This window comes from Prevotella ihumii (assembly GCF_900155655.1).
Classification (GTDB): domain Bacteria; phylum Bacteroidota; class Bacteroidia; order Bacteroidales; family Bacteroidaceae; genus Prevotella; species Prevotella ihumii.
In genome coordinates this window covers 210,732-228,146 of record NZ_LT706987.1, presented here as the reverse complement: position 1 = coordinate 228,146, position 17,415 = coordinate 210,732, and the positions used below count along the sequence as shown (strand labels likewise).

The window sequence follows — 17,415 nt, the reverse complement described above, 5'->3', positions numbered from 1 at the left end:
ATTTTCACTCATTCGAAGAATATTATCTTCTACAGAAGGGAATATTTTACGTTTGGCGCACTCTTTCTTTAATCCTAACTCATAAGCCTTGTTTTTAACAGATTGAATCGAAATTCCAAGAGTTTCTGCTAATTTACGATTGCTCGCATGGGCATAGTTTTCGACCAGGAAGTTAATCTTGTCAGCGTTCCATATGGTTGCAATTCTACTCATAGTGTTTATTCTTTTCTATATACTTATTAAGCACACTGTCTTTCTTAGCGGTAGGCAAAGGCGGTTTTGCGGTCTCAATATAGAGCAGCTGACCCTGCTTGTATAGGCGAAGCCCTGTCGATTTGACCTGCTCACCAATGAAACCAATCCACGTGATACAAGCAATAACTGCTATCATGAGCCATTTGACACATTTGAAAATTATCTTCTTGCCAAGATGATGAAAGTACTTGTTAAGCATCTTCGATGTTATAATAAGGGCTTACCAGTAACCCTATACTGGCTGAATTCTTTTTTGTAATGCAGTACAAAACTGTGAAGAATAGCATTGATGATGGTTTGAGTGGAATACCCACCAACTGCATATTTACGGAATGTTGCAAGAATGTCCTTATTCACTTTACAAAGGGTCATATTGCCATCTTTCCCCACAACCTTGGGTAAGCTATCTTCTTCTGCACACTGGGAGCAGAAGGCTGTCCACAGCTCATCACCATCTACCATTGTCGGAGCTGTAGCCTGAGATAAAATAGGCTGTTTCTGCCTTTTAGCCTTTTTCGGGGCTACTGGTGTATGAGGTGGTGCTGTTGGTGTTGCAATTTCAATACTCTCTTCTTGTGAGGTAGAAACTTCCTTTTGTCCATGAATATCCTGGAGCATCCCTTCCAACGTTCCTGGCAGCTGCATCATATTCGATGCAGAGTCGGCTATATCTGATTTATACTTAGTCATTGTCATCTATGTTATATATGGTTTTGTAAATGAAATCGAAGCAACGTTTGGTGTGTTTTGCCACCTTGTCATTGTTGCCGATGGTATTGTAACGTTCCAAATCAGCATAACTACCAATACGAGGGGCAAGAATACCGAACTTCTGGAAATACTCATCCACAATCTTCCATGCTTTCAGCTCGCTATTTTTTCCAACTCGCACATCATACTTGTTGCAGACGAAGATGAATTGTGCTTTAATTTGTGGATAGCTTTGGCGTAACCGAAAAATAGCAAGTAGAAAAGCACGAGTAGAATCTATCGTATTGAGATCGTAGTGATATGGACAGATAATATAGTCGGCATTAATCAATAGCTGCAACATTCCTTCTTGGGTCAAGCTACCTGGAGTGTCAATAATGGTAGTTCCTGGTAGTGTACGCAAGTTTTGCATAATAACGTGAGTACTTTCAGGATTCTTGATAGTCATAGACTGAACCTTGTAAGGCGCTTCGGGTTGTCTACGCAAGTCGTCTTTTCGGCGGCCAGAGAAAGTTTGCTGTGGGTCAGCATCAATAACAAGTAATGGCACTTCTTTCTCAACGGAGAGATAGTTTGCGAATAAGCCGCATAAGGTNTCTTCTTGCCAAGATGATGAAAGTACTTGTTAAGCATCTTCGATGTTATAATAAGGGCTTACCAGTAACCCTATACTGGCTGAATTCTTTTTTGTAATGCAGTACAAAACTGTGAAGAATAGCATTGATGATGGTTTGAGTGGAATACCCACCAACTGCATATTTACGGAATGTTGCAAGAATGTCCTTATTCACTTTACAAAGGGTCATATTGCCATCTTTCCCCACAACCTTGGGTAAGCTATCTTCTTCTGCACACTGGGAGCAGAAGGCTGTCCACAGCTCATCACCATCTACCATTGTCGGAGCTGTAGCCTGAGATAAAATAGGCTGTTTCTGCCTTTTAGCCTTTTTCGGGGCTACTGGTGTATGAGGTGGTGCTGTTGGTGTTGCAATTTCAATACTCTCTTCTTGTGAGGTAGAAACTTCCTTTTGTCCATGAATATCCTGGAGCATCCCTTCCAACGTTCCTGGCAGCTGCATCATATTCGATGCAGAGTCGGCTATATCTGATTTATACTTAGTCATTGTCATCTATGTTATATATGGTTTTGTAAATGAAATCGAAGCAACGTTTGGTGTGTTTTGCCACCTTGTCATTGTTGCCGATGGTATTGTAACGTTCCAAATCAGCATAACTACCAATACGAGGGGCAAGAATACCGAACTTCTGGAAATACTCATCCACAATCTTCCATGCTTTCAGCTCGCTATTTTTTCCAACTCGCACATCATACTTGTTGCAGACGAAGATGNCGCATGGGCATAGTTTTCGACCAGGAAGTTAATCTTGTCAGCGTTCCATATGGTTGCAATTCTACTCATAGTGTTTATTCTTTTCTATATACTTATTAAGCACACTGTCTTTCTTAGCGGTAGGCAAAGGCGGTTTTGCGGTCTCAATATAGAGCAGCTGACCCTGCTTGTATAGGCGAAGCCCTGTCGATTTGACCTGCTCACCAATGAAACCAATCCACGTGATACAAGCAATAACTGCTATCATGNAGAGCCATACAAATGGATGAAGGAAGTTCTTTCAAGGTCCCTGCCAGATATGACGGAGGAGGAACTCACGAAAATGCTACCTTCAAACTTCAAATAACAAATAACCCTTATATGCTGCCAGACATATAAGGGTTATTTGTTGGTGTGAAAGGCGGCTAATATTGGATGCTTACGAAATATTTAGTTTTTCAGCAACAGAACGGTACGAGTTATTTTCACTCATTCGAAGAATATTATCTTCTACAGAAGGGAATATCTTACGTTTGGCGCACTCTTTCTTTAATCCTAACTCATAAGCCTTGTTTTTAACAGATTGAATCGAAATTCCAAGAGTTTCTGCTAATTTACGATTGCTCGCATGGGCATAGTTTTCGACCAGGAAGTTAATCTTGTCAGCGTTCCATATGGTTGCAATTCTACTCATAGTGTTTATTCTTTTCTATATACTTATTAAGCACACTGTCTTTCTTAGCGGTAGGCAAAGGCGGTTTTGCGGTCTCAATATAGAGCAGCTGACCCTGCTTGTATAGGCGAAGCCCTGTCGATTTGACCTGCTCACCAATGAAACCAATCCACGTGATACAAGCAATAACTGCTATCATGAGCCATTTGACACATTTGAAAATTATCTTCTTGCCAAGATGATGAAAGTACTTGTTAAGCATCTTCGATGTTATAATAAGGGCTTACCAGTAACCCTATACTGGCTGAATTCTTTTTTGTAATGCAGTACAAAACTGTGAAGAATAGCATTGATGATGGTTTGAGTGGAATACCCACCAACTGCATATTTACGGAATGTTGCAAGAATGTCCTTATTCACTTTACAAAGGGTCATATTGCCATCTTTCCCCACAACCTTGGGTAAGCTATCTTCTTCTGCACACTGGGAGCAGAAGGCTGTCCACAGCTCATCACCATCTACCATTGTCGGAGCTGTAGCCTGAGATAAAATAGGCTGTTTCTGCCTTTTAGCCTTTTTCGGGGCTACTGGTGTATGAGGTGGTGCTGTTGGTGTTGCAATTTCAATACTCTCTTCTTGTGAGGTAGAAACTTCCTTTTGTCCATGAATATCCTGGAGCATCCCTTCCAACGTTCCTGGCAGCTGCATCATATTCGATGCAGAGTCGGCTATATCTGATTTATACTTAGTCATTGTCATCTATGTTATATATGGTTTTGTAAATGAAATCGAAGCAACGTTTGGTGTGTTTTGCCACCTTGTCATTGTTGCCGATGGTATTGTAACGTTCCAAATCAGCATAACTACCAATACGAGGGGCAAGAATACCGAACTTCTGGAAATACTCATCCACAATCTTCCATGCTTTCAGCTCGCTATTTTTTCCAACTCGCACATCATACTTGTTGCAGACGAAGATAAATTGTGCTTTAATTTGTGGATAGCTTTGGCGTAACCGAAAAATAGCAAGTAGAAAAGCACGAGTAGAATCTATCGTATTGAGATCGTAGTGATATGGACAGATAATATAGTCGGCATTAATCAATAGCTGCAACATTCCTTCTTGGGTCAAGCTACCTGGAGTGTCAATAATGGTAGTTCCTGGTAGTGTACGCAAGTTTTGCATAATAACGTGAGTACTTTCAGGATTCTTGATAGTCATAGACTGAACCTTGTAAGGCGCTTCGGGTTGTCTACGCAAGTCGTCTTTTCGGCGGCCAGAGAAAGTTTGCTATGGGTCAGCATCAATAACAAGTAATGGCACTTCTTTCTCAACGGAGAGATAGTTTGCGAATAAGCCGCATAAGGTTGTCTTACCGACTCCGCCTTTTTGGTTTGCAAAAAGGACGATTCTGTTTTCTTGTTGTTCCATCGTCAGCCCTCCTAATTGATTTTGGTAAAACCTTCTTCTGGTACATAGCCTATACTGGTTGATATGTCAGAAGGCAGTATTTCGACGTTCAAAGTCTGGTCACGAATAACTTTTTCATCTTTATACACCGTGGCACGGACACTTACTTTACCCTCCTGTCTGTCAGAGTTGGTAAGAATAAGTGAGGCAGAGAAAGACGAGTAAGAGCCCTTGATTTGGGCAGATGCTGTTGAGAAAGGGTTATCTTCATAGTGCTGCTCCCAAAACATATTAACATCTTTACCTGTCGAGGTGTGAATATCCTTTCCTTTCCCCTTTAAGTCCCAGGCATTGAATGAAATGAAAGGATTAAACTTGGCGTAATCACCTTGCATCGAAATTTCCATTCTTATGATGGAGTTCTCTGCATTAATAGCTTCTACGCCGTCGTCAGAATTAGAACCGCATGAAGCAATAAACAATGGCAAAGACAGAAACGCTGTCATTGCTGCAACCATAAAATAATGTTTCTTCATTTTTATCATATTTAAATACACGTTACTACCTATGCTCCCAAGAGGGATTTGATTGTTGCGGTTTTAAAGATAAACCTGCTAAAACAACAATCTCCATAGTTTGGTAGGTCACTTGGATAAATGTCCATTGGAGAGGGACCCCATAACATGTAATTCGCTCACAACAGTACAAGTCTGCCTTGACACCCGAACAAAGGGGGAGAGCAATTAATATGATGTTGCAAAGATAGAAAAAGTCTGCCAATGTTGCAAGAAAAAAGACATCATTTTTTGTTTTACATAAAATTAAATTTCTTGTTTGGCAAACTTTATGCTTATTTGGAAAGTATATGTTTTGTTTTTATGCTTATTTGTTGTTTTACTTTTATGTTAAGCTATCTTGCATAAAAGCAAAAATGATGTTTTTATACAGTATAAGCAAAAGGGGAGGCAGATAGAATGCCTCCTTTTTTAACCTTATCGACGAAGTCCTGATCCGTATTGAAATTCCAAACCTTGCTCAAAACGATCCGTGAAGTATGTGATCTCTCGTTGGGGGAGTCCTATATCCTCTGCCATATTCTCCCAATACTTCATGTTCCTTGTTATGTCCAAGATAATGCCTCTTGCAGTTGTCTCATCCAGCATATAAAGCTCATGAGCATTGTAAAGGTGGTTGAGGGAGCTATCATTTGTATTGGCATCAATAAGCAAAGCCTGAAACGTACTGTTTGTTGGGTTCATATCGTAGGCAGGGGATAACTCCCAGCCGTCTTTTCCAAGCAAGAAGGCATGATTTCTAAAGTGGTCGTCGGTATTGCCAATGCAGATATTGAAGGCAACTCGCCTGTATAATTCTTCCAAGTTAGCCTCTATATGGTTGCCACCGCCTGAAATGATAAAGTCCACAATATCCAAATAGCCTTTGCCGTTTCTTTGTCCATCGCCATCAGTGAGGCCGAGAACGGTGAGCGAGGAAGCCATATGGATTCTCTTATTATCCTCTGTTCTGTCAAACCGCTTAGACAGAAGTATATCCTGACCAGTGCCAGCTTTGAGAACTTGCGTTTCTGCTACGGTGATGCCACACTCCTTAGCCATTAGGTGTGCAAAGTGTTCCCATCGAGATACGTTGATGTCGTCATTGATGGAAGGGAATTTGGCAAGATAAAGCTGACCGCCACTTTGCACACAAGCCTTCGGACGTGCGCCACCCATCGAGGAACCAGGTTGGAAGAGACGTTGCACCCATTTCTTTTCAGGCTCCAAATGCTTGTATTCGCTTTTCTCAATCTCCTTGGCTGCTTGCAGAAGTTCGTCAATGTGTATGGTGGGTGGAACACTGTAACCAGGGGTAGAACTGATAAAAGTACCGTCTGCTGGGTCTTGGAAGCGGAAGCCACCCATACGCATCTCATCTTCCACACCTTTGAGATAGTCCCAATCAGATAAGGTATGGATTGCTTTCCCCTCTGCCTCCAGTGAGACACGAAGGTCTATCAACCGTCGACCCCATCTGTCAGGAAGAGCATCAGAGAAGCAACCGAAAATATGGTTATCTTGACTGTATTGTACGCCTGTATAGGGACGAAGATCACGACCTAACTCTATTTTGGGATAGGATTTAAGCCAGTTCCTATCAAACTCAAAAGAAAACACGTCAGAACCTCTTAGGTATTCATGCCCAAGAGAGCCAACTTTCTCTTCTTTATCCATCCAGTCGAAACTGGCTATAACATCTAAATTTTCCATGTGTTATCTTTTTGAAGCTCGTTTCTTATTCTTGATACCCAAGTCCTGTATCATGTGTCCTAACTCATCGTCTTTAGCCAAATGAAGAATGTCATCTTCGAGTTGCAGGGCATTGAGTACTCGCATTACCACACCGAGAGACACTGTAGGCTCACCCTTTTCTAAACGGGACAAGGTAACCCTTGTGCATTGCGCACGCTGGGCAACTTGATCCATTGTCAAGTCTCGACGTAATCGGGCAAGACGGAACTGCTCACCCACTATATTCAACTTTTCTTGCAGTCCTCTGGTCATCCAGTTTGCTTTGGTAAACTTTGTCATAATGTATCTTTTATAGTGCAAAGATACAAAAATATGTTCAGTTTATAATACTTTATTGGGATTTTCTTTTAAAGGTTTTCGATGTTCTTCTTTGCGTCGCCGATATTCATCAATACCGCCAACTAATTTCTTCTTAACCTCGTCATAAGCAAGGTCAAGAATTCCTTGAAAGCCAACCACATCATTATATATGTTGAAATTCCATTCTACGTCTTTGGGATCAAGATAATCACTATACACATCAATCCCTTTCAAGATGATTTGTTCAAGATTTGAGCCATCATCAGGAAAATAGAAAAACAAAGGGACGCCATCTGCCGTCATATAGAAGCCATCGCCATCTATACTTTCATTAATGAATACCGTTTTTTAGACCCTATACACCCAAAGTTGCCGCAAGTTTCTCGATATACTTGAGCTTGATGACATCTTCCCACTGGCCACCTTCCTCTGTTCTCACCTTCTTGTATTTTGAGAGCATTCTGAAGATTTGCTTGTATGAATATTTCTCATTGAGCTCTTTCTTTACGACCTCATTCTTCACCCTCGTAGTTATGATGACGGAAATGAAGTTGATGAGTTCTGTGGCATATACTCTGTAGTCAGTATGCACGTTTACGGTATCGCGGTCAATAATGTTCTTGTAGAGATTGAACATCGTTTCTATCATCCATCTTTGTGAATAAGCCAAGTATACGGTAAGAGGAGACAGATTCTTCTTTGACTTGAAGACAATAAGACCGAATGAAGATTTCTTCGCAGTATATTTTTCTCCATCGAAGCCATCCTTCTTTTTCTGCGCCTGCTGTACATAGGCAATTTCCTGCTCGTATGCCATCTTCGGATCTCTGAATGCGTATAGGTATTTGCCATTAGACATTCGCACCTTCTTATATAGTATGGTTGAGTCTGTATATCCTTCCAGATGCTCTGTTGGATTATCCATCCCATAGTTCTTGATGAAAGCAGAGTTCTGCTTCAAAGGAATGAGATAAGAAAGGCCTTCAATCTTGTCAACCTTCTCAAAAAGCTCTTCGTTGTAGAAGCCTTTATCAAAGATCATCAAACCGTTAACTATCTTGTTCTCAGCCACAAAGTCGTTTATGGACGTTTGGTCAAGCATATTGCCTGGATATGGTTTGGCCGCAATAGGCTCCTTTGTTTCCGGGTTGTAGGCATATAGTAGGCTTAAATCTTTCGACCCCTTTGTTCTTGCCTTTCTTGAGAACTCCGACATGTATCCTTCTTTTGAGTTATAATCCTTGAGCATTCCATCAATAACGATGTTCTTTCCAGCAAAAGCTTCTATACGATTCCTCATAAACTTGCATATCAACGAGTACGTCTGGCCTATCCCCTGAAGGAATGCTGATACGGCATCCTCCGACAGATGAACCCCAGGGATTATCTCTGATGCGAAGGAAGTCATATACTGTAGCATCAGGTCTCGGTTCTTTATATCACCATATGCAGCCCTTAGCAATGCTATTGTATAAATCCTCTTGGCATCGTTTAAATCCCACACCTTGGATAGTTCGTCCAGAAGATCCCTTCTATGCTTGTTACATATTGCTATCTCTCCATAGTCCTTGATATCGATGGACCTCTTCCGTGGAGCGGTATTACTCTTCTTCTGTGCGACAAATCGGCCGTCGACTATCTCGCCAACGGTTCCCAAGTCAACGGTTTTTATCTTGCCGCCAACCCTCTTGCTTGTTCTCTTTATAACTACAAACCTTGCTCCACGGCGCTTCACCACCGTGCTGCTTGGTCTTTGTACTGCCAGTATATCCTTAGGTATTGCCATATTATTATATTGGGTTATTGTGTTTTGAAAACCCAATACAAATATATATCATTTCTATAATATACGCAAGCTTTTAGACGAATTTCTTTGTAAAATCAAGATATCAGAGATAATTATTCGCATTCTTATCTGTCAAACTTAGACAAAATAAAGTTTTTAGGCTGAAATATCGGCAATTTAGGGCTTTTTGTATGGGGTGTAGAAAACGGCATTCCTTATTCAATTGTAGTGAGGGCTATCTTCCACATCGTATTCGGAACCGTCCGTTTCTTCGACACTGTCATAGAGGTTATCATCGTCCTCCATTTCATCAATGTCCGCTTGTGTAGGAGTTATGTTGGTAAATTCATCACGACCGCTAACTAGTTTACCAGTGGCTTGCTCGATTAGATCAAGGAGAGCATTGCGTCTCTTTTCAAAATAGGTATCGAAGTCATCTGCAAATATTGCATCAACATCAACCTGATGTGAAGCAAGCGAGGCTTTCAAGTCATCTTTGTGCGCACTGTGGTTGCGAATAATGCTTGACAGGTATTTGGATGGTGCATAGCCTCCGATAATACGATTGGTACGAGCACAAATAGGGGTCTTGTTTATCACAGAGTTCCAACGTGCTCGGTCGATACCTTCTTTCATACAATAACTGGCTGGGAAGATATGATGAATATCTGTCGCATCACCCACGAATGAGACGAAGTCCATTTCTTTATTGGAGATAAAGTCGCGAGCGTGGTTCTTAAGCACGAGAGCCATGACACCTTTATAGGCGGCTGAGTTGCGCGTATAAAGGTTTTGCAGACGGCTTGCGTGGAAGTTGCTACGTACCACGGTGTCGGGCATTGCATCATCATCTTTCACCCATGCGAACAACCCTTGTATATCGGTAACGTAACGAGTTTCGTTAGCACCGCCATAAAGTTCTCCGAACACACCGCACCAAAACCATTTTTCAAGCTTTTTTCTGTTAGTACTATCAAACCATACGTTTGAGTCAACGGCAAAAGCAACCGACAACGGCACAAGTTGCGAAGTGTACGGCATATCTATTGCGGTGAAGATACGCTGTTCCTTTAAGAAATGAATGGCTTTCGTTAAGCCGTCAAGTAAGCGGTCTCTATTAGTGATGTACTGCTCATATTTGAGATTGAGAACATCTCGCTTCTTACAACTTACTGCCTTCGTCGGGTCTTCAAGTGAACGAAGATATGAAGTGAGCAGGGTTACAGCTGTGAGAAATGCACTACTATCGAATGACACATAGCGGTTGTAGTTGATTTGCTTTTCGTTCTTGAAGCGTGCCCAGATGCTATCCCAGTCTTTGCGAAGCTCGAAATTGTTGGCGGCAAAAGTTGCCGTAACAAGTTCAAACACTGTAAGTGAAACGCCTCCTTGGTTTACATTCTCGAACACTTGACATACAGCTTCCTTTGGAACATCATTACCCAATTCAATGACGGGAATTTGATATTGCGACATCGGAGTTATGATAGTGCTGAAGAAAGATTTGAATTGTTGGAAAATTACCGGGTCACAGCCATGGTATTGGTTATATTCCATTTGCCATTGCATCATTTCGCTACTATCAAAAACAAGATTGATAGGAAAATAATGCTGCTCAAACTCTTTTTCTCTTGTTGATAGATTCAGCTTTTCATCACGACCGATATTCTCGTAGATGATTTTGTTTTCAGGTACAGAAATAATAGCATCAATACGGTCTGTGATAGTACTTAATGCTTTCGGAATATTTATATAGTAGAAACGCTTGATTGGTTTCTTTTTGCTATCGCAGGTTTCCACCGGCTGCTTCGAGTACATTGAGCGGTAAATCGAAGTGGTACGTTGCTGTCCGTCAAGAACAAGTTTCTCGGGATTGATATTTTCCTTAGACTTGTCAACACCCTCGAAAAGGCGAGTCTTGAAGTTTACTTCCGATCCTCCTGTCTGTAAGAACATTGCAGCTCCAATGGGGTAACCGTTGGAAATCGATGCAATTAGTGCTCTAATACGGTTGTCTTCCCACACCCAACCACGTTGAAAATCGGGAAGTTGTGTGCGACCCTCGTCAATAGATTTGAGGATGTCGGCTATAGATATATTGTTTGAGGTAATCATAGGGAGATTATCTTTTCATTTCTTGTTTTGGTAAATCTGATTGTCAATAGCGAATATCAAAATGTCTAACTATGATTCATTCACATAGAATGCCGTCCCATTTTTCCATTCATGACAAAACGTATTCCCCAAGTTTGTTAATAATTTATTGAAGTAGACTCATTATTTATTCAATTGCTCACGAATCTTCATCAAGGCAAATCCGAGAAGGTTTGTACCTTTCCATAATTCAGGGCGCTTTGCTTCTGGTGCATCTGCACTAAGGCCGATGCCCCAAATGGTATCGTAAGGACTTGCTTCCACAAGCACTTTGTTTTCCGTACTTCGTAGAAAAGCCTTCAACTCCTCATTCTGACAGAATTTGTGATAATTACCATATGTAACTACGGAAACCTTATTCTCATTCCATTTCTTTGGATCGAAGTTCTTGACAAGACGACCTAAAGCCTTGATGTCTTTGGGATTCTCAGTTGCGAGTATCTGCATCCGAGTATCTTCATCACCCATAATTCGAGCCTTTTCTGCCATCATATATTGCTCCATACAATTATACTCTCTGCCATCGATATTGAATCGAGAGGGGTACCATTGACTGAAACATGCCTTGGTCACTTTCCCGGGTTTCTCTGTGTGTCCCCAAAAGAAAAGAAAGTCTAAGTCAGTAGGACTGTTGATCAAACCTTCTATGGTTGTCAGTGTGACGTTGGTTTCCATAGTGGTATCACAAGGAGTGTACTTCTTCTCAAACTCCATCACAATCGCCTTCAAATCTTCTGGCAGCTTGCTTATGGTGAAGTCATAAATCTCATCAGGCATCTCTTTATAGTATGCGATAGCCACAGCACCTGTGATAGCGCCCATAGTATCGGCATCACCACCTAATGAAACTGTAAGACGGACAGCATCCTCGTAATCCTTACTGTCAAAGAATGCGATGAGTGACTGAGGAACTGTCTCTTGACAACTGGCTTCAAAGCGATACGCTTCACGAATGTCGTCACAGGTTTTGCTCAAGTCATAGCCAAAGGTCTTAGTGATGTATTCACGAATTTTCTCTTTGCTTGAACCAGTACGAGCTAAGAAGATGGCTGCGGCAGTTGCCTGAGCACCTTTGATTCCTTCTGGATGATTGTGGGTCACTTCTGCACTCACTTTTGCCGCATAAAGCGTTTGCTCGATGGTGTCGAAGGCGAAACCGACGGCACTTACTCGCATAGCAGAGCCGTTACCCCAACTGTTGTAAGGTCCCATATCTTCGCGATAGAGCCAAGTGGTAAATGTACCGCCATATCCACCCATCGGATAACGATACTTATTGCCCCATTTACGCATAGAAAATATCAGGCGGTTGGTAGGATGACCTGCGTCTGTTGGATGCAAAAGCCAGTCGGCTACAGCAATCGTCATGATGGAGTCGTCAGTATACTCCATACGCTCGTCAATCAGCGGGAAGTTGTAGTTCTTTGTAGGGTTGAACTCGTAGATAGATCCAACGGTATCACCAGCGATGGCTCCCAATAATGTTGCTTTCTTCATCTGGCGAGTTTATTTGAGGATTTCAATAAACGACTTGGGCAGATAGATATTCTCCACTTCAAGTGCTTCACGGAATAAAGGTGCAATTTCTTCATCACGGAAGCCTGCGATACCACAACCAATGCGAGTGACGAGGAACTTGTAGCGAGGATTCTCCTTTGCAAACTCAATGAACTCATCTATATAAGGCTTGATGGTTTCAACGCCTCCTTGCATCGTAGGGATGGCATAGCTCTGCCCTTGTAGCCCTACGCCCTGTCCCATAATGGCACCAAAGCGATCCACAGCAGCACGAGCTGCGCCACCACCGTGCATTCCCTGGAGATTACTGCCGAACACGAAGATTTCATTTGCTTTTAGCTTGCTGATTTTGGCAGGCGCAATACGCCCTTCTCTTTGTTTAAAGTAGTTGCTTGCAGCCTTCTTCATCATCTTTGCTCTTGCTTCAGATGGTATGGCCATATCAGCACAGCAGCACATGTTGACCTCTTCTACACGGCTATAGTAACTCATACGGCTCTTGCGTTCACGCTCAAACATTGCCTGGGTACCTTCTTCATCCTGCTGAAATTCGAGGGCATTGTCGATGTTGTACATGGCAGCCGTCTCCTTTACATCGATGTTGGCACCGATGAAGTTGAAGCTCCAGCCCATTTCTTTGAGCTGCTCAATCATCTGAGCCACCTGCATCGTGCTGTAATGCTCCGAACTGTTCTCCGCACCATCCGTGATGATGGTCACGCTACCAATGGCATTCGGTGAGCTCTTCACTTTCATCTTCAAATCTACCAAGGTAGCACCCACCGCATCATTTAGGGGTGTGCATCCCCAAGGTTCATAGTCCTTGTCGGTGATATGGTTCACCTTCTCGGCAGGCTCGTTCTTGATGATGTAACGAGAGGGACGGCTTCCTTCACTCTGAAAAGCATAGATGGAAACGAAGTGCTTCTGCGAGCCCTCGTATTTACGTTCTGCGCTCTTGATAGTGTTGATAGTCTCATTGCAGCCTGCAATGGTCTGGCGTGTCACACAGTCCATGCTACCGCTTTCGTCGAGAATAATGAGATTGTAAATCTCTGACATTGCCTTTGTCTCCATAATGCTTTTCTTTTTAAGTGTAACTAAATCTGTTTTGACTCCCTCAGCTTCTTTTTTTGTTTAGAAGTCGAATGGGAACTTTCGCCACTCCGCCGATTTCGCCTCCTTCTTGTATTCGTCTTCCTTGAATGAATAGAGCGTGGCGGCACGGTTCTGTTCAGGCACCGGATTAGCTCCTTCATCAGCCAGATAGCCTGTGGCCACCATCTTACGTGAGAAATTGCGACGGTCATAGCTCGTGCCATTGATAATCTCGTAAAGACGTTGCAACTCACTCATCTTGAACTTCTCATCCAACAGACGGAAGGCGATAGGCTTTACAGCCAACTTCTCACGAATGCGTTCACGTGCAAGTTTAATGATTTCTTGATGGTCAAAAGCCAAGGGAGGAAGCTCATCGATAGCGAACCACTCGGCACCAGCTGCGTCATCGCCAGCTATCAACTGATAATCACTCTTGCGAACGAGGGCAAAGAAAGCTACTGTCAGCACACGCTCACGAGGATCACGTTTCACATCGCTGAACACATGAAACTGCTCCAGGTAGACATCCTTTACGCCTGTCTCTTCCATCAATTCACGTTTTGCGCACTCTTCCACCGTCTCATCCATATTCAGGAATCCACCAGGGAGCGCCCATGAACCTTTGTAAGGTTCGATGCCACGTTCAATCAGTAGAATGTGCAGACCCTTACCATCGAAACCGAGGATAACACAGTCGGTTGTTACCGCTGGATGGGGGTACTTGTAACTATACATATTTTCTGTCATGACGATATAGTTTTATCAATTTGATGTTGCAAAGATAATGAGTAAATATGACACAACCAAATTTTATTGCGTAAAAATGACGCATAAGGCCAATATTTAACATTTCACCATAGCTAAACGCACTAAATCATTTGAAAATGAGGTGATATGTTGATATATATGCTTCAAAACACAATAATACGAATATAGAGTTCGTTATTTAGTCGACCCTCAAAAAGGCGACATCGCATTTTTTCATATAGNGCAGGCAAGTGTTTTTATTTTCCTGTCATACAGCCGCCTAACCTGCTCCATTGCCTTGTCTATCGTATGGCCGTCATACTCATTGCGGAATGACAGCGCACCGATGATGAGTCCGTCCCATAGTCTGACGATGGAGACCTTGTTGCCGAACTCGTACTTCTTGCCCTCTTTTCCCTTGCTGATACAAAGCACGTCTGGCTCGTGAAGCGAGTAGATCTTATGGCCGTCCAACCGCTCGCCGTTGACAAGCCTCATGCAGATGTCAATCCGCTCCTGGTAGGCATTTCTATCGGGCAGCAGGCGAAGCAGCTCCCTGAGCAACCTGCCCGCAATGGTGCGCATCCGCTTGTCGGCCTTCCTGACTTTGGCCTTGCTGTTCTTCCTACCCCTGAAACGCTGAACGAGCTTCAGTTCCTTTATCTCCTTGGCATAGCTCTGGCGGACCTTGAGGTTTTCCTTCTCCGCCACGCTGTGGCAAAAGGCTATCACCTTGTTCAGGAGTTTCGAGTCCGTAGGGAAGGTCACGTTCTTCTCCTGCACCGTCGTGTCGATGAATGCGGTATGCTCCGCATCGGGCTTGCGTCCACGTCCATCCTTGCCGTCTTTCCCCTGCGTCTCCTCTTTTCTGTGATCACCGATTAAAAGATTGATGCGGATGCTTTCCTTGAGTATCAGCTCCATACCAGATTCACCGATGCGATGGCGGAACTCGACAAGCTCGGTGGGAACGCAGGGAGCGTCGGTGCGGAATGCCTCCATCCCGCAAAAATACTGGAAGTAGGCGTTCTCCGAGAACTGCTCCACGACGCTCTCGTCTGAAACGTCACGAAGGTGTTTCAAGATCAGCAGACCGACCATCAGACGGATGGGCTTGGCCATACGGCCAGTGTCCTTGCTGTAAAGAGGGGCAAAAGACTGCTCAAACAGATCCCAATCGATCAGATTGGCTAACTTGTACAGGGAATTCTTGGGAGAGAGCATTGTCTCAAGATCCCAGAATAATGATGCCTGACGGACTTTGGATGGAGATTTATACATCGTTGAATTGCAAGATTTTACTATACAAAGATACAAAACTTTGTAGAAATATGCAAGTTTGAGAACGATTATTTTATTGATAACCAGATGGTTAAATACTTTTCAAGGGGAGACTATTTATATGTAACTTTGATTCCGCTACAAAAAGTAGCACTTAAGTTAGACATTTCTGCTTCATCGGTAGTTAATCCCAGGTAGACAGATTAATTTGGGACGATGTAAGATTTTCCATTTCGGATGATCAATGCGTCGTATATGAGCTCTTGCGAGCTATTATATGCCCAATATGTGGGCCTTTTACAAGTCCAAAGCGCTCTTTGAAACATTTTACTCAATCTGGAGAGACATTTCGATGTCATAGAGGAAAAGTCTGCGCATATTGATCCATGCGCAGCGGGCTATTGCCTGGAGCGTATGCTTAATCAGTGTTTACTGAATAATTTATAACTCTCTGATATTTAAGTTTATATAACTTTATTTCTTTGTTTGTTTAACAAGAAAATCGTACCTTTACATAGTTAAATCCATAGCAAGATGAAGTTTTACGCTCCTAAATACAAGCAACTTGACCTCGGTTTGCTCCGCTCATCCATTGATGAGTTGGACAAGACAAACCGTTGGGTGGCTCTCGGTGACCTTCTTCCATGGACAGAACTTGAGAAGGAATACAACTCAAGGTTGGGCAATCAGAAGAAAGGTGCAGGGAACAAGCCGGCACGCATGATTCTCGGCGCAATGATTATCAAGCACAAACTAAACCTAAGTGATGTCGAGATCATCGAGATTATCAGAGAGAGTCCCTATATGCAGTACTTTTGTGGATTGCATGAATTCACCGACAAGCCTATATTCGACCCGAGCCTATTCGTCACGATACGCAAGCGAATCTCAGAGGAAGAACTCAACAAGATGACAGTCAAGCTTCTCGACAAGCAGAAGCGTCTTCTTGTAGAGAAACGCAAGCGTGAGGAAGAAGAGGCGAAGAAGAATGATGAGGAACCACCGACTATAGAACCAGAGGATCCGAATGCCGCTTCCTTCACCGACTCAAAAGGTCGCGAGCACAAGGGAGTGCTGAAGATTGATGCTACCTGCGCCGATGCAGAAATGCGGTATCCTGTTGACGTTGATATAATACATGATGGTTGCCGCAAGGTTACCGATTATATTATAAAGGTGTGCGATATGTTTGAGCTGCACAAGCCACGAACGAACTACAAGCATGCACGTCAGGCATACCTTCAGCTTGTCAAGAAAGCCAAGAAGAAAGGCAAGATGGTGCGTGGTACTATCGGGTTGATGCTCAACTACTTGCGCAAGGACATCCGCATCTTAATGAACTTGCTTGCAAAGAACAAGACGTACTACGAGAGCCTATTCCTATATGAGAAACGCACCTTGACTGCCATCCTCACGATGTACCATCAGCAGGAGGAGATGTACAGGTCAAAGACTCATACTTGTGCAAACCGCATACTGAGCATCTTTCAGCCACACGTCCGTGCCATTGTCCGTGGAAAGGCCAAGGCAAGGACTGAGTTCGGGGCCAAGATAGGTGCAAGCATAGTCGAGGGCTATACGTTCATCGACCACCACAGCTGGGATGCCTACAACGAGAGCAAGGACTTCTTGCTACAGATTCAACTTTTCAAAGAACGCTTCGGCTATCTTCCGGCCACCATCCTTGCGGATAAGATTTACCTGAACAGGTCAAACCGAGATATACTTGAGGATTTTGAAATCCATTCATACTGCAAACCGTTAGGGCGACCACCGAAGGATCCTCCTTCAGATGAGATGAAATCCAGAATGGCCAAAGCCATCGGGGAACGCAATGA

Annotated in this window: 22 protein-coding genes; 1 reads left to right on the top strand and 21 read right to left on the bottom strand. The window is 43.1% G+C overall.

What is annotated here, in order from left to right; genetic code table 11:
• Positions 1 to 205 precede the first annotated feature (205 nt).
• The 21 genes from CZ367_RS01130 to CZ367_RS01035 form a co-directional block, all read right to left on the bottom strand.
• Positions 206 to 391 (bottom strand): hypothetical protein, encoded by a 186-nt coding sequence (locus CZ367_RS01130; protein WP_077195351.1) that lies wholly within the window; start codon positions 389 to 391, stop codon positions 206 to 208.
• Positions 392 to 462: 71 nt separating this feature from the next.
• Entirely contained in the window at positions 463 to 945 is a 483-nt protein-coding gene (locus tag CZ367_RS01125) for a hypothetical protein (protein ID WP_077195348.1), read from the bottom strand.
• On the bottom strand, positions 938 to 1,516 hold the full coding sequence (locus CZ367_RS01120) for a P-loop NTPase family protein (RefSeq protein WP_237581461.1): 579 nt from the start codon (positions 1,514 to 1,516) through the stop codon (positions 938 to 940). The genes CZ367_RS01125 and CZ367_RS01120 overlap by 8 nt, the downstream gene beginning before the upstream one ends.
• 91 nt (positions 1,517 to 1,607) lie before the next feature.
• Positions 1,608 to 2,090, bottom strand: coding sequence for a hypothetical protein (locus tag CZ367_RS01115; protein ID WP_077195348.1), 483 nt, complete (start codon positions 2,088 to 2,090; stop codon positions 1,608 to 1,610).
• Positions 2,083 to 2,292 (bottom strand): hypothetical protein, encoded by a 210-nt coding sequence (locus CZ367_RS01110; RefSeq protein WP_077195352.1) that lies wholly within the window; start codon positions 2,290 to 2,292, stop codon positions 2,083 to 2,085. Before CZ367_RS01110 ends, CZ367_RS01115 begins: the two co-directional genes overlap by 8 nt.
• An 87-nt stretch (positions 2,293 to 2,379) precedes the next feature.
• Positions 2,380 to 2,565, bottom strand: coding sequence for a hypothetical protein (locus tag CZ367_RS01105; RefSeq protein ID WP_077195351.1), 186 nt, complete (start codon positions 2,563 to 2,565; stop codon positions 2,380 to 2,382).
• 171 nt (positions 2,566 to 2,736) lie between these two features.
• Positions 2,737 to 2,991 carry a hypothetical protein gene (locus CZ367_RS01100; protein WP_077195350.1) on the bottom strand — a complete coding sequence of 85 codons (255 nt, stop codon included), beginning with the start codon at positions 2,989 to 2,991 and terminating at the stop codon, positions 2,737 to 2,739.
• Positions 2,984 to 3,169 carry a hypothetical protein gene (locus tag CZ367_RS01095; protein ID WP_077195351.1) on the bottom strand — a complete coding sequence of 62 codons (186 nt, stop codon included), beginning with the start codon at positions 3,167 to 3,169 and terminating at the stop codon, positions 2,984 to 2,986. The genes CZ367_RS01100 and CZ367_RS01095 overlap by 8 nt, the downstream gene beginning before the upstream one ends.
• A gap of 71 nt (positions 3,170 to 3,240) precedes the next feature.
• Positions 3,241 to 3,723 (bottom strand): hypothetical protein, encoded by a 483-nt coding sequence (locus CZ367_RS01090; protein WP_077195348.1) that lies wholly within the window; start codon positions 3,721 to 3,723, stop codon positions 3,241 to 3,243.
• A complete protein-coding gene (locus tag CZ367_RS01085) occupies positions 3,716 to 4,192 on the bottom strand; it encodes a P-loop NTPase family protein (protein WP_237581459.1) in 477 nt (158 codons plus the stop codon). The genes CZ367_RS01090 and CZ367_RS01085 overlap by 8 nt, the downstream gene beginning before the upstream one ends.
• A 69-nt stretch (positions 4,193 to 4,261) precedes the next feature.
• Positions 4,262 to 4,402, bottom strand: a complete 141-nt coding sequence (locus CZ367_RS16085; protein ID WP_237581457.1) for a ParA family protein — start codon at positions 4,400 to 4,402, stop codon at positions 4,262 to 4,264.
• Positions 4,403 to 4,413: 11 nt separating this feature from the next.
• Positions 4,414 to 4,917, bottom strand: coding sequence for a hypothetical protein (locus CZ367_RS01080; RefSeq protein ID WP_237581455.1), 504 nt, complete (start codon positions 4,915 to 4,917; stop codon positions 4,414 to 4,416).
• A 456-nt stretch (positions 4,918 to 5,373) separates the two neighbouring features.
• A complete protein-coding gene (locus CZ367_RS01075; protein ID WP_077195346.1) occupies positions 5,374 to 6,648 on the bottom strand; it encodes a type II toxin-antitoxin system HipA family toxin in 1,275 nt (424 codons plus the stop codon).
• A 3-nt stretch (positions 6,649 to 6,651) separates the two neighbouring features.
• Positions 6,652 to 6,969: a helix-turn-helix domain-containing protein gene (locus CZ367_RS01070; protein ID WP_077195345.1), complete on the bottom strand. Its 318-nt coding sequence runs from the start codon at positions 6,967 to 6,969 to the stop codon at positions 6,652 to 6,654.
• A gap of 42 nt (positions 6,970 to 7,011) precedes the next feature.
• Positions 7,012 to 7,293: a hypothetical protein gene (locus CZ367_RS01065; RefSeq protein WP_077195344.1), complete on the bottom strand. Its 282-nt coding sequence runs from the start codon at positions 7,291 to 7,293 to the stop codon at positions 7,012 to 7,014.
• Positions 7,294 to 7,345: 52 nt separating this feature from the next.
• A complete protein-coding gene (locus tag CZ367_RS01060; RefSeq protein WP_077195343.1) occupies positions 7,346 to 8,776 on the bottom strand; it encodes a transposase in 1,431 nt (476 codons plus the stop codon).
• 219 nt (positions 8,777 to 8,995) lie between these two features.
• Complete coding sequence (locus CZ367_RS01055; RefSeq protein WP_077195342.1) at positions 8,996 to 10,891, bottom strand: DUF262 domain-containing protein; 1,896 nt, start codon at positions 10,889 to 10,891, stop codon at positions 8,996 to 8,998.
• A 162-nt stretch (positions 10,892 to 11,053) separates the two neighbouring features.
• On the bottom strand, positions 11,054 to 12,427 hold the full coding sequence (locus CZ367_RS15680; protein WP_077195341.1) for an NADAR domain-containing protein: 1,374 nt from the start codon (positions 12,425 to 12,427) through the stop codon (positions 11,054 to 11,056).
• Between the two features lie 9 nt (positions 12,428 to 12,436).
• Positions 12,437 to 12,856, bottom strand: coding sequence for an A1S_2505 family phage non-structural protein (locus CZ367_RS01045; protein WP_077197322.1), 420 nt, complete (start codon positions 12,854 to 12,856; stop codon positions 12,437 to 12,439).
• Between the two features lie 729 nt (positions 12,857 to 13,585).
• Positions 13,586 to 14,296 (bottom strand): NUDIX hydrolase, encoded by a 711-nt coding sequence (locus CZ367_RS01040; protein ID WP_084793461.1) that lies wholly within the window; start codon positions 14,294 to 14,296, stop codon positions 13,586 to 13,588.
• A 234-nt stretch (positions 14,297 to 14,530) separates the two neighbouring features.
• Complete coding sequence (locus CZ367_RS01035) at positions 14,531 to 15,577, bottom strand: IS5 family transposase (protein ID WP_237581453.1); 1,047 nt, start codon at positions 15,575 to 15,577, stop codon at positions 14,531 to 14,533.
• Positions 15,578 to 16,111: 534 nt separating this feature from the next.
• Here CZ367_RS01035 and CZ367_RS01030 point away from each other — a divergent pair.
• Positions 16,112 to 17,415: transposase (locus tag CZ367_RS01030; protein ID WP_077195340.1), on the top strand; the 1,304-nt coding region annotated here is incomplete at its 3' end.

Bases quoted from the DNA above. Each gene is read 5' to 3' on its own strand.
- CZ367_RS01070 (WP_077195345.1), bottom strand. From the start codon at position 6,969: ATGACAAAGTTTACCAAAGCAAACTGGATGACCAGAGGACTGCAAGAA.
- CZ367_RS01075 (WP_077195346.1), bottom strand. From the start codon at position 6,648: ATGGAAAATTTAGATGTTATAGCCAGTTTCGACTGGATGGATAAAGAA.
- CZ367_RS01115 (WP_077195348.1), bottom strand. From the start codon at position 2,090: ATGACTAAGTATAAATCAGATATAGCCGACTCTGCATCGAATATGATG.
- CZ367_RS01065 (WP_077195344.1), bottom strand. From the start codon at position 7,293: ATGACGGCAGATGGCGTCCCTTTGTTTTTCTATTTTCCTGATGATGGC.
- CZ367_RS01040 (WP_084793461.1), bottom strand. From the start codon at position 14,296: ATGACAGAAAATATGTATAGTTACAAGTACCCCCATCCAGCGGTAACA.
- CZ367_RS01060 (WP_077195343.1), bottom strand. From the start codon at position 8,776: ATGGCAATACCTAAGGATATACTGGCAGTACAAAGACCAAGCAGCACG.
- CZ367_RS01085 (WP_237581459.1), bottom strand. From the start codon at position 4,192: ATGACTATCAAGAATCCTGAAAGTACTCACGTTATTATGCAAAACTTG.
- CZ367_RS01080 (WP_237581455.1), bottom strand. From the start codon at position 4,917: ATGAAGAAACATTATTTTATGGTTGCAGCAATGACAGCGTTTCTGTCT.
- CZ367_RS01125 (WP_077195348.1), bottom strand. From the start codon at position 945: ATGACTAAGTATAAATCAGATATAGCCGACTCTGCATCGAATATGATG.
- CZ367_RS01105 (WP_077195351.1), bottom strand. From the start codon at position 2,565: ATGATAGCAGTTATTGCTTGTATCACGTGGATTGGTTTCATTGGTGAG.
- CZ367_RS15680 (WP_077195341.1), bottom strand. From the start codon at position 12,427: ATGAAGAAAGCAACATTATTGGGAGCCATCGCTGGTGATACCGTTGGA.
- CZ367_RS01095 (WP_077195351.1), bottom strand. From the start codon at position 3,169: ATGATAGCAGTTATTGCTTGTATCACGTGGATTGGTTTCATTGGTGAG.
- CZ367_RS16085 (WP_237581457.1), bottom strand. From the start codon at position 4,402: ATGGAACAACAAGAAAACAGAATCGTCCTTTTTGCAAACCAAAAAGGC.
- CZ367_RS01100 (WP_077195350.1), bottom strand. From the start codon at position 2,991: ATGAGTAGAATTGCAACCATATGGAACGCTGACAAGATTAACTTCCTG.
- CZ367_RS01045 (WP_077197322.1), bottom strand. From the start codon at position 12,856: ATGAAGAAGGCTGCAAGCAACTACTTTAAACAAAGAGAAGGGCGTATT.
- CZ367_RS01090 (WP_077195348.1), bottom strand. From the start codon at position 3,723: ATGACTAAGTATAAATCAGATATAGCCGACTCTGCATCGAATATGATG.
- CZ367_RS01055 (WP_077195342.1), bottom strand. From the start codon at position 10,891: ATGATTACCTCAAACAATATATCTATAGCCGACATCCTCAAATCTATT.
- CZ367_RS01130 (WP_077195351.1), bottom strand. From the start codon at position 391: ATGATAGCAGTTATTGCTTGTATCACGTGGATTGGTTTCATTGGTGAG.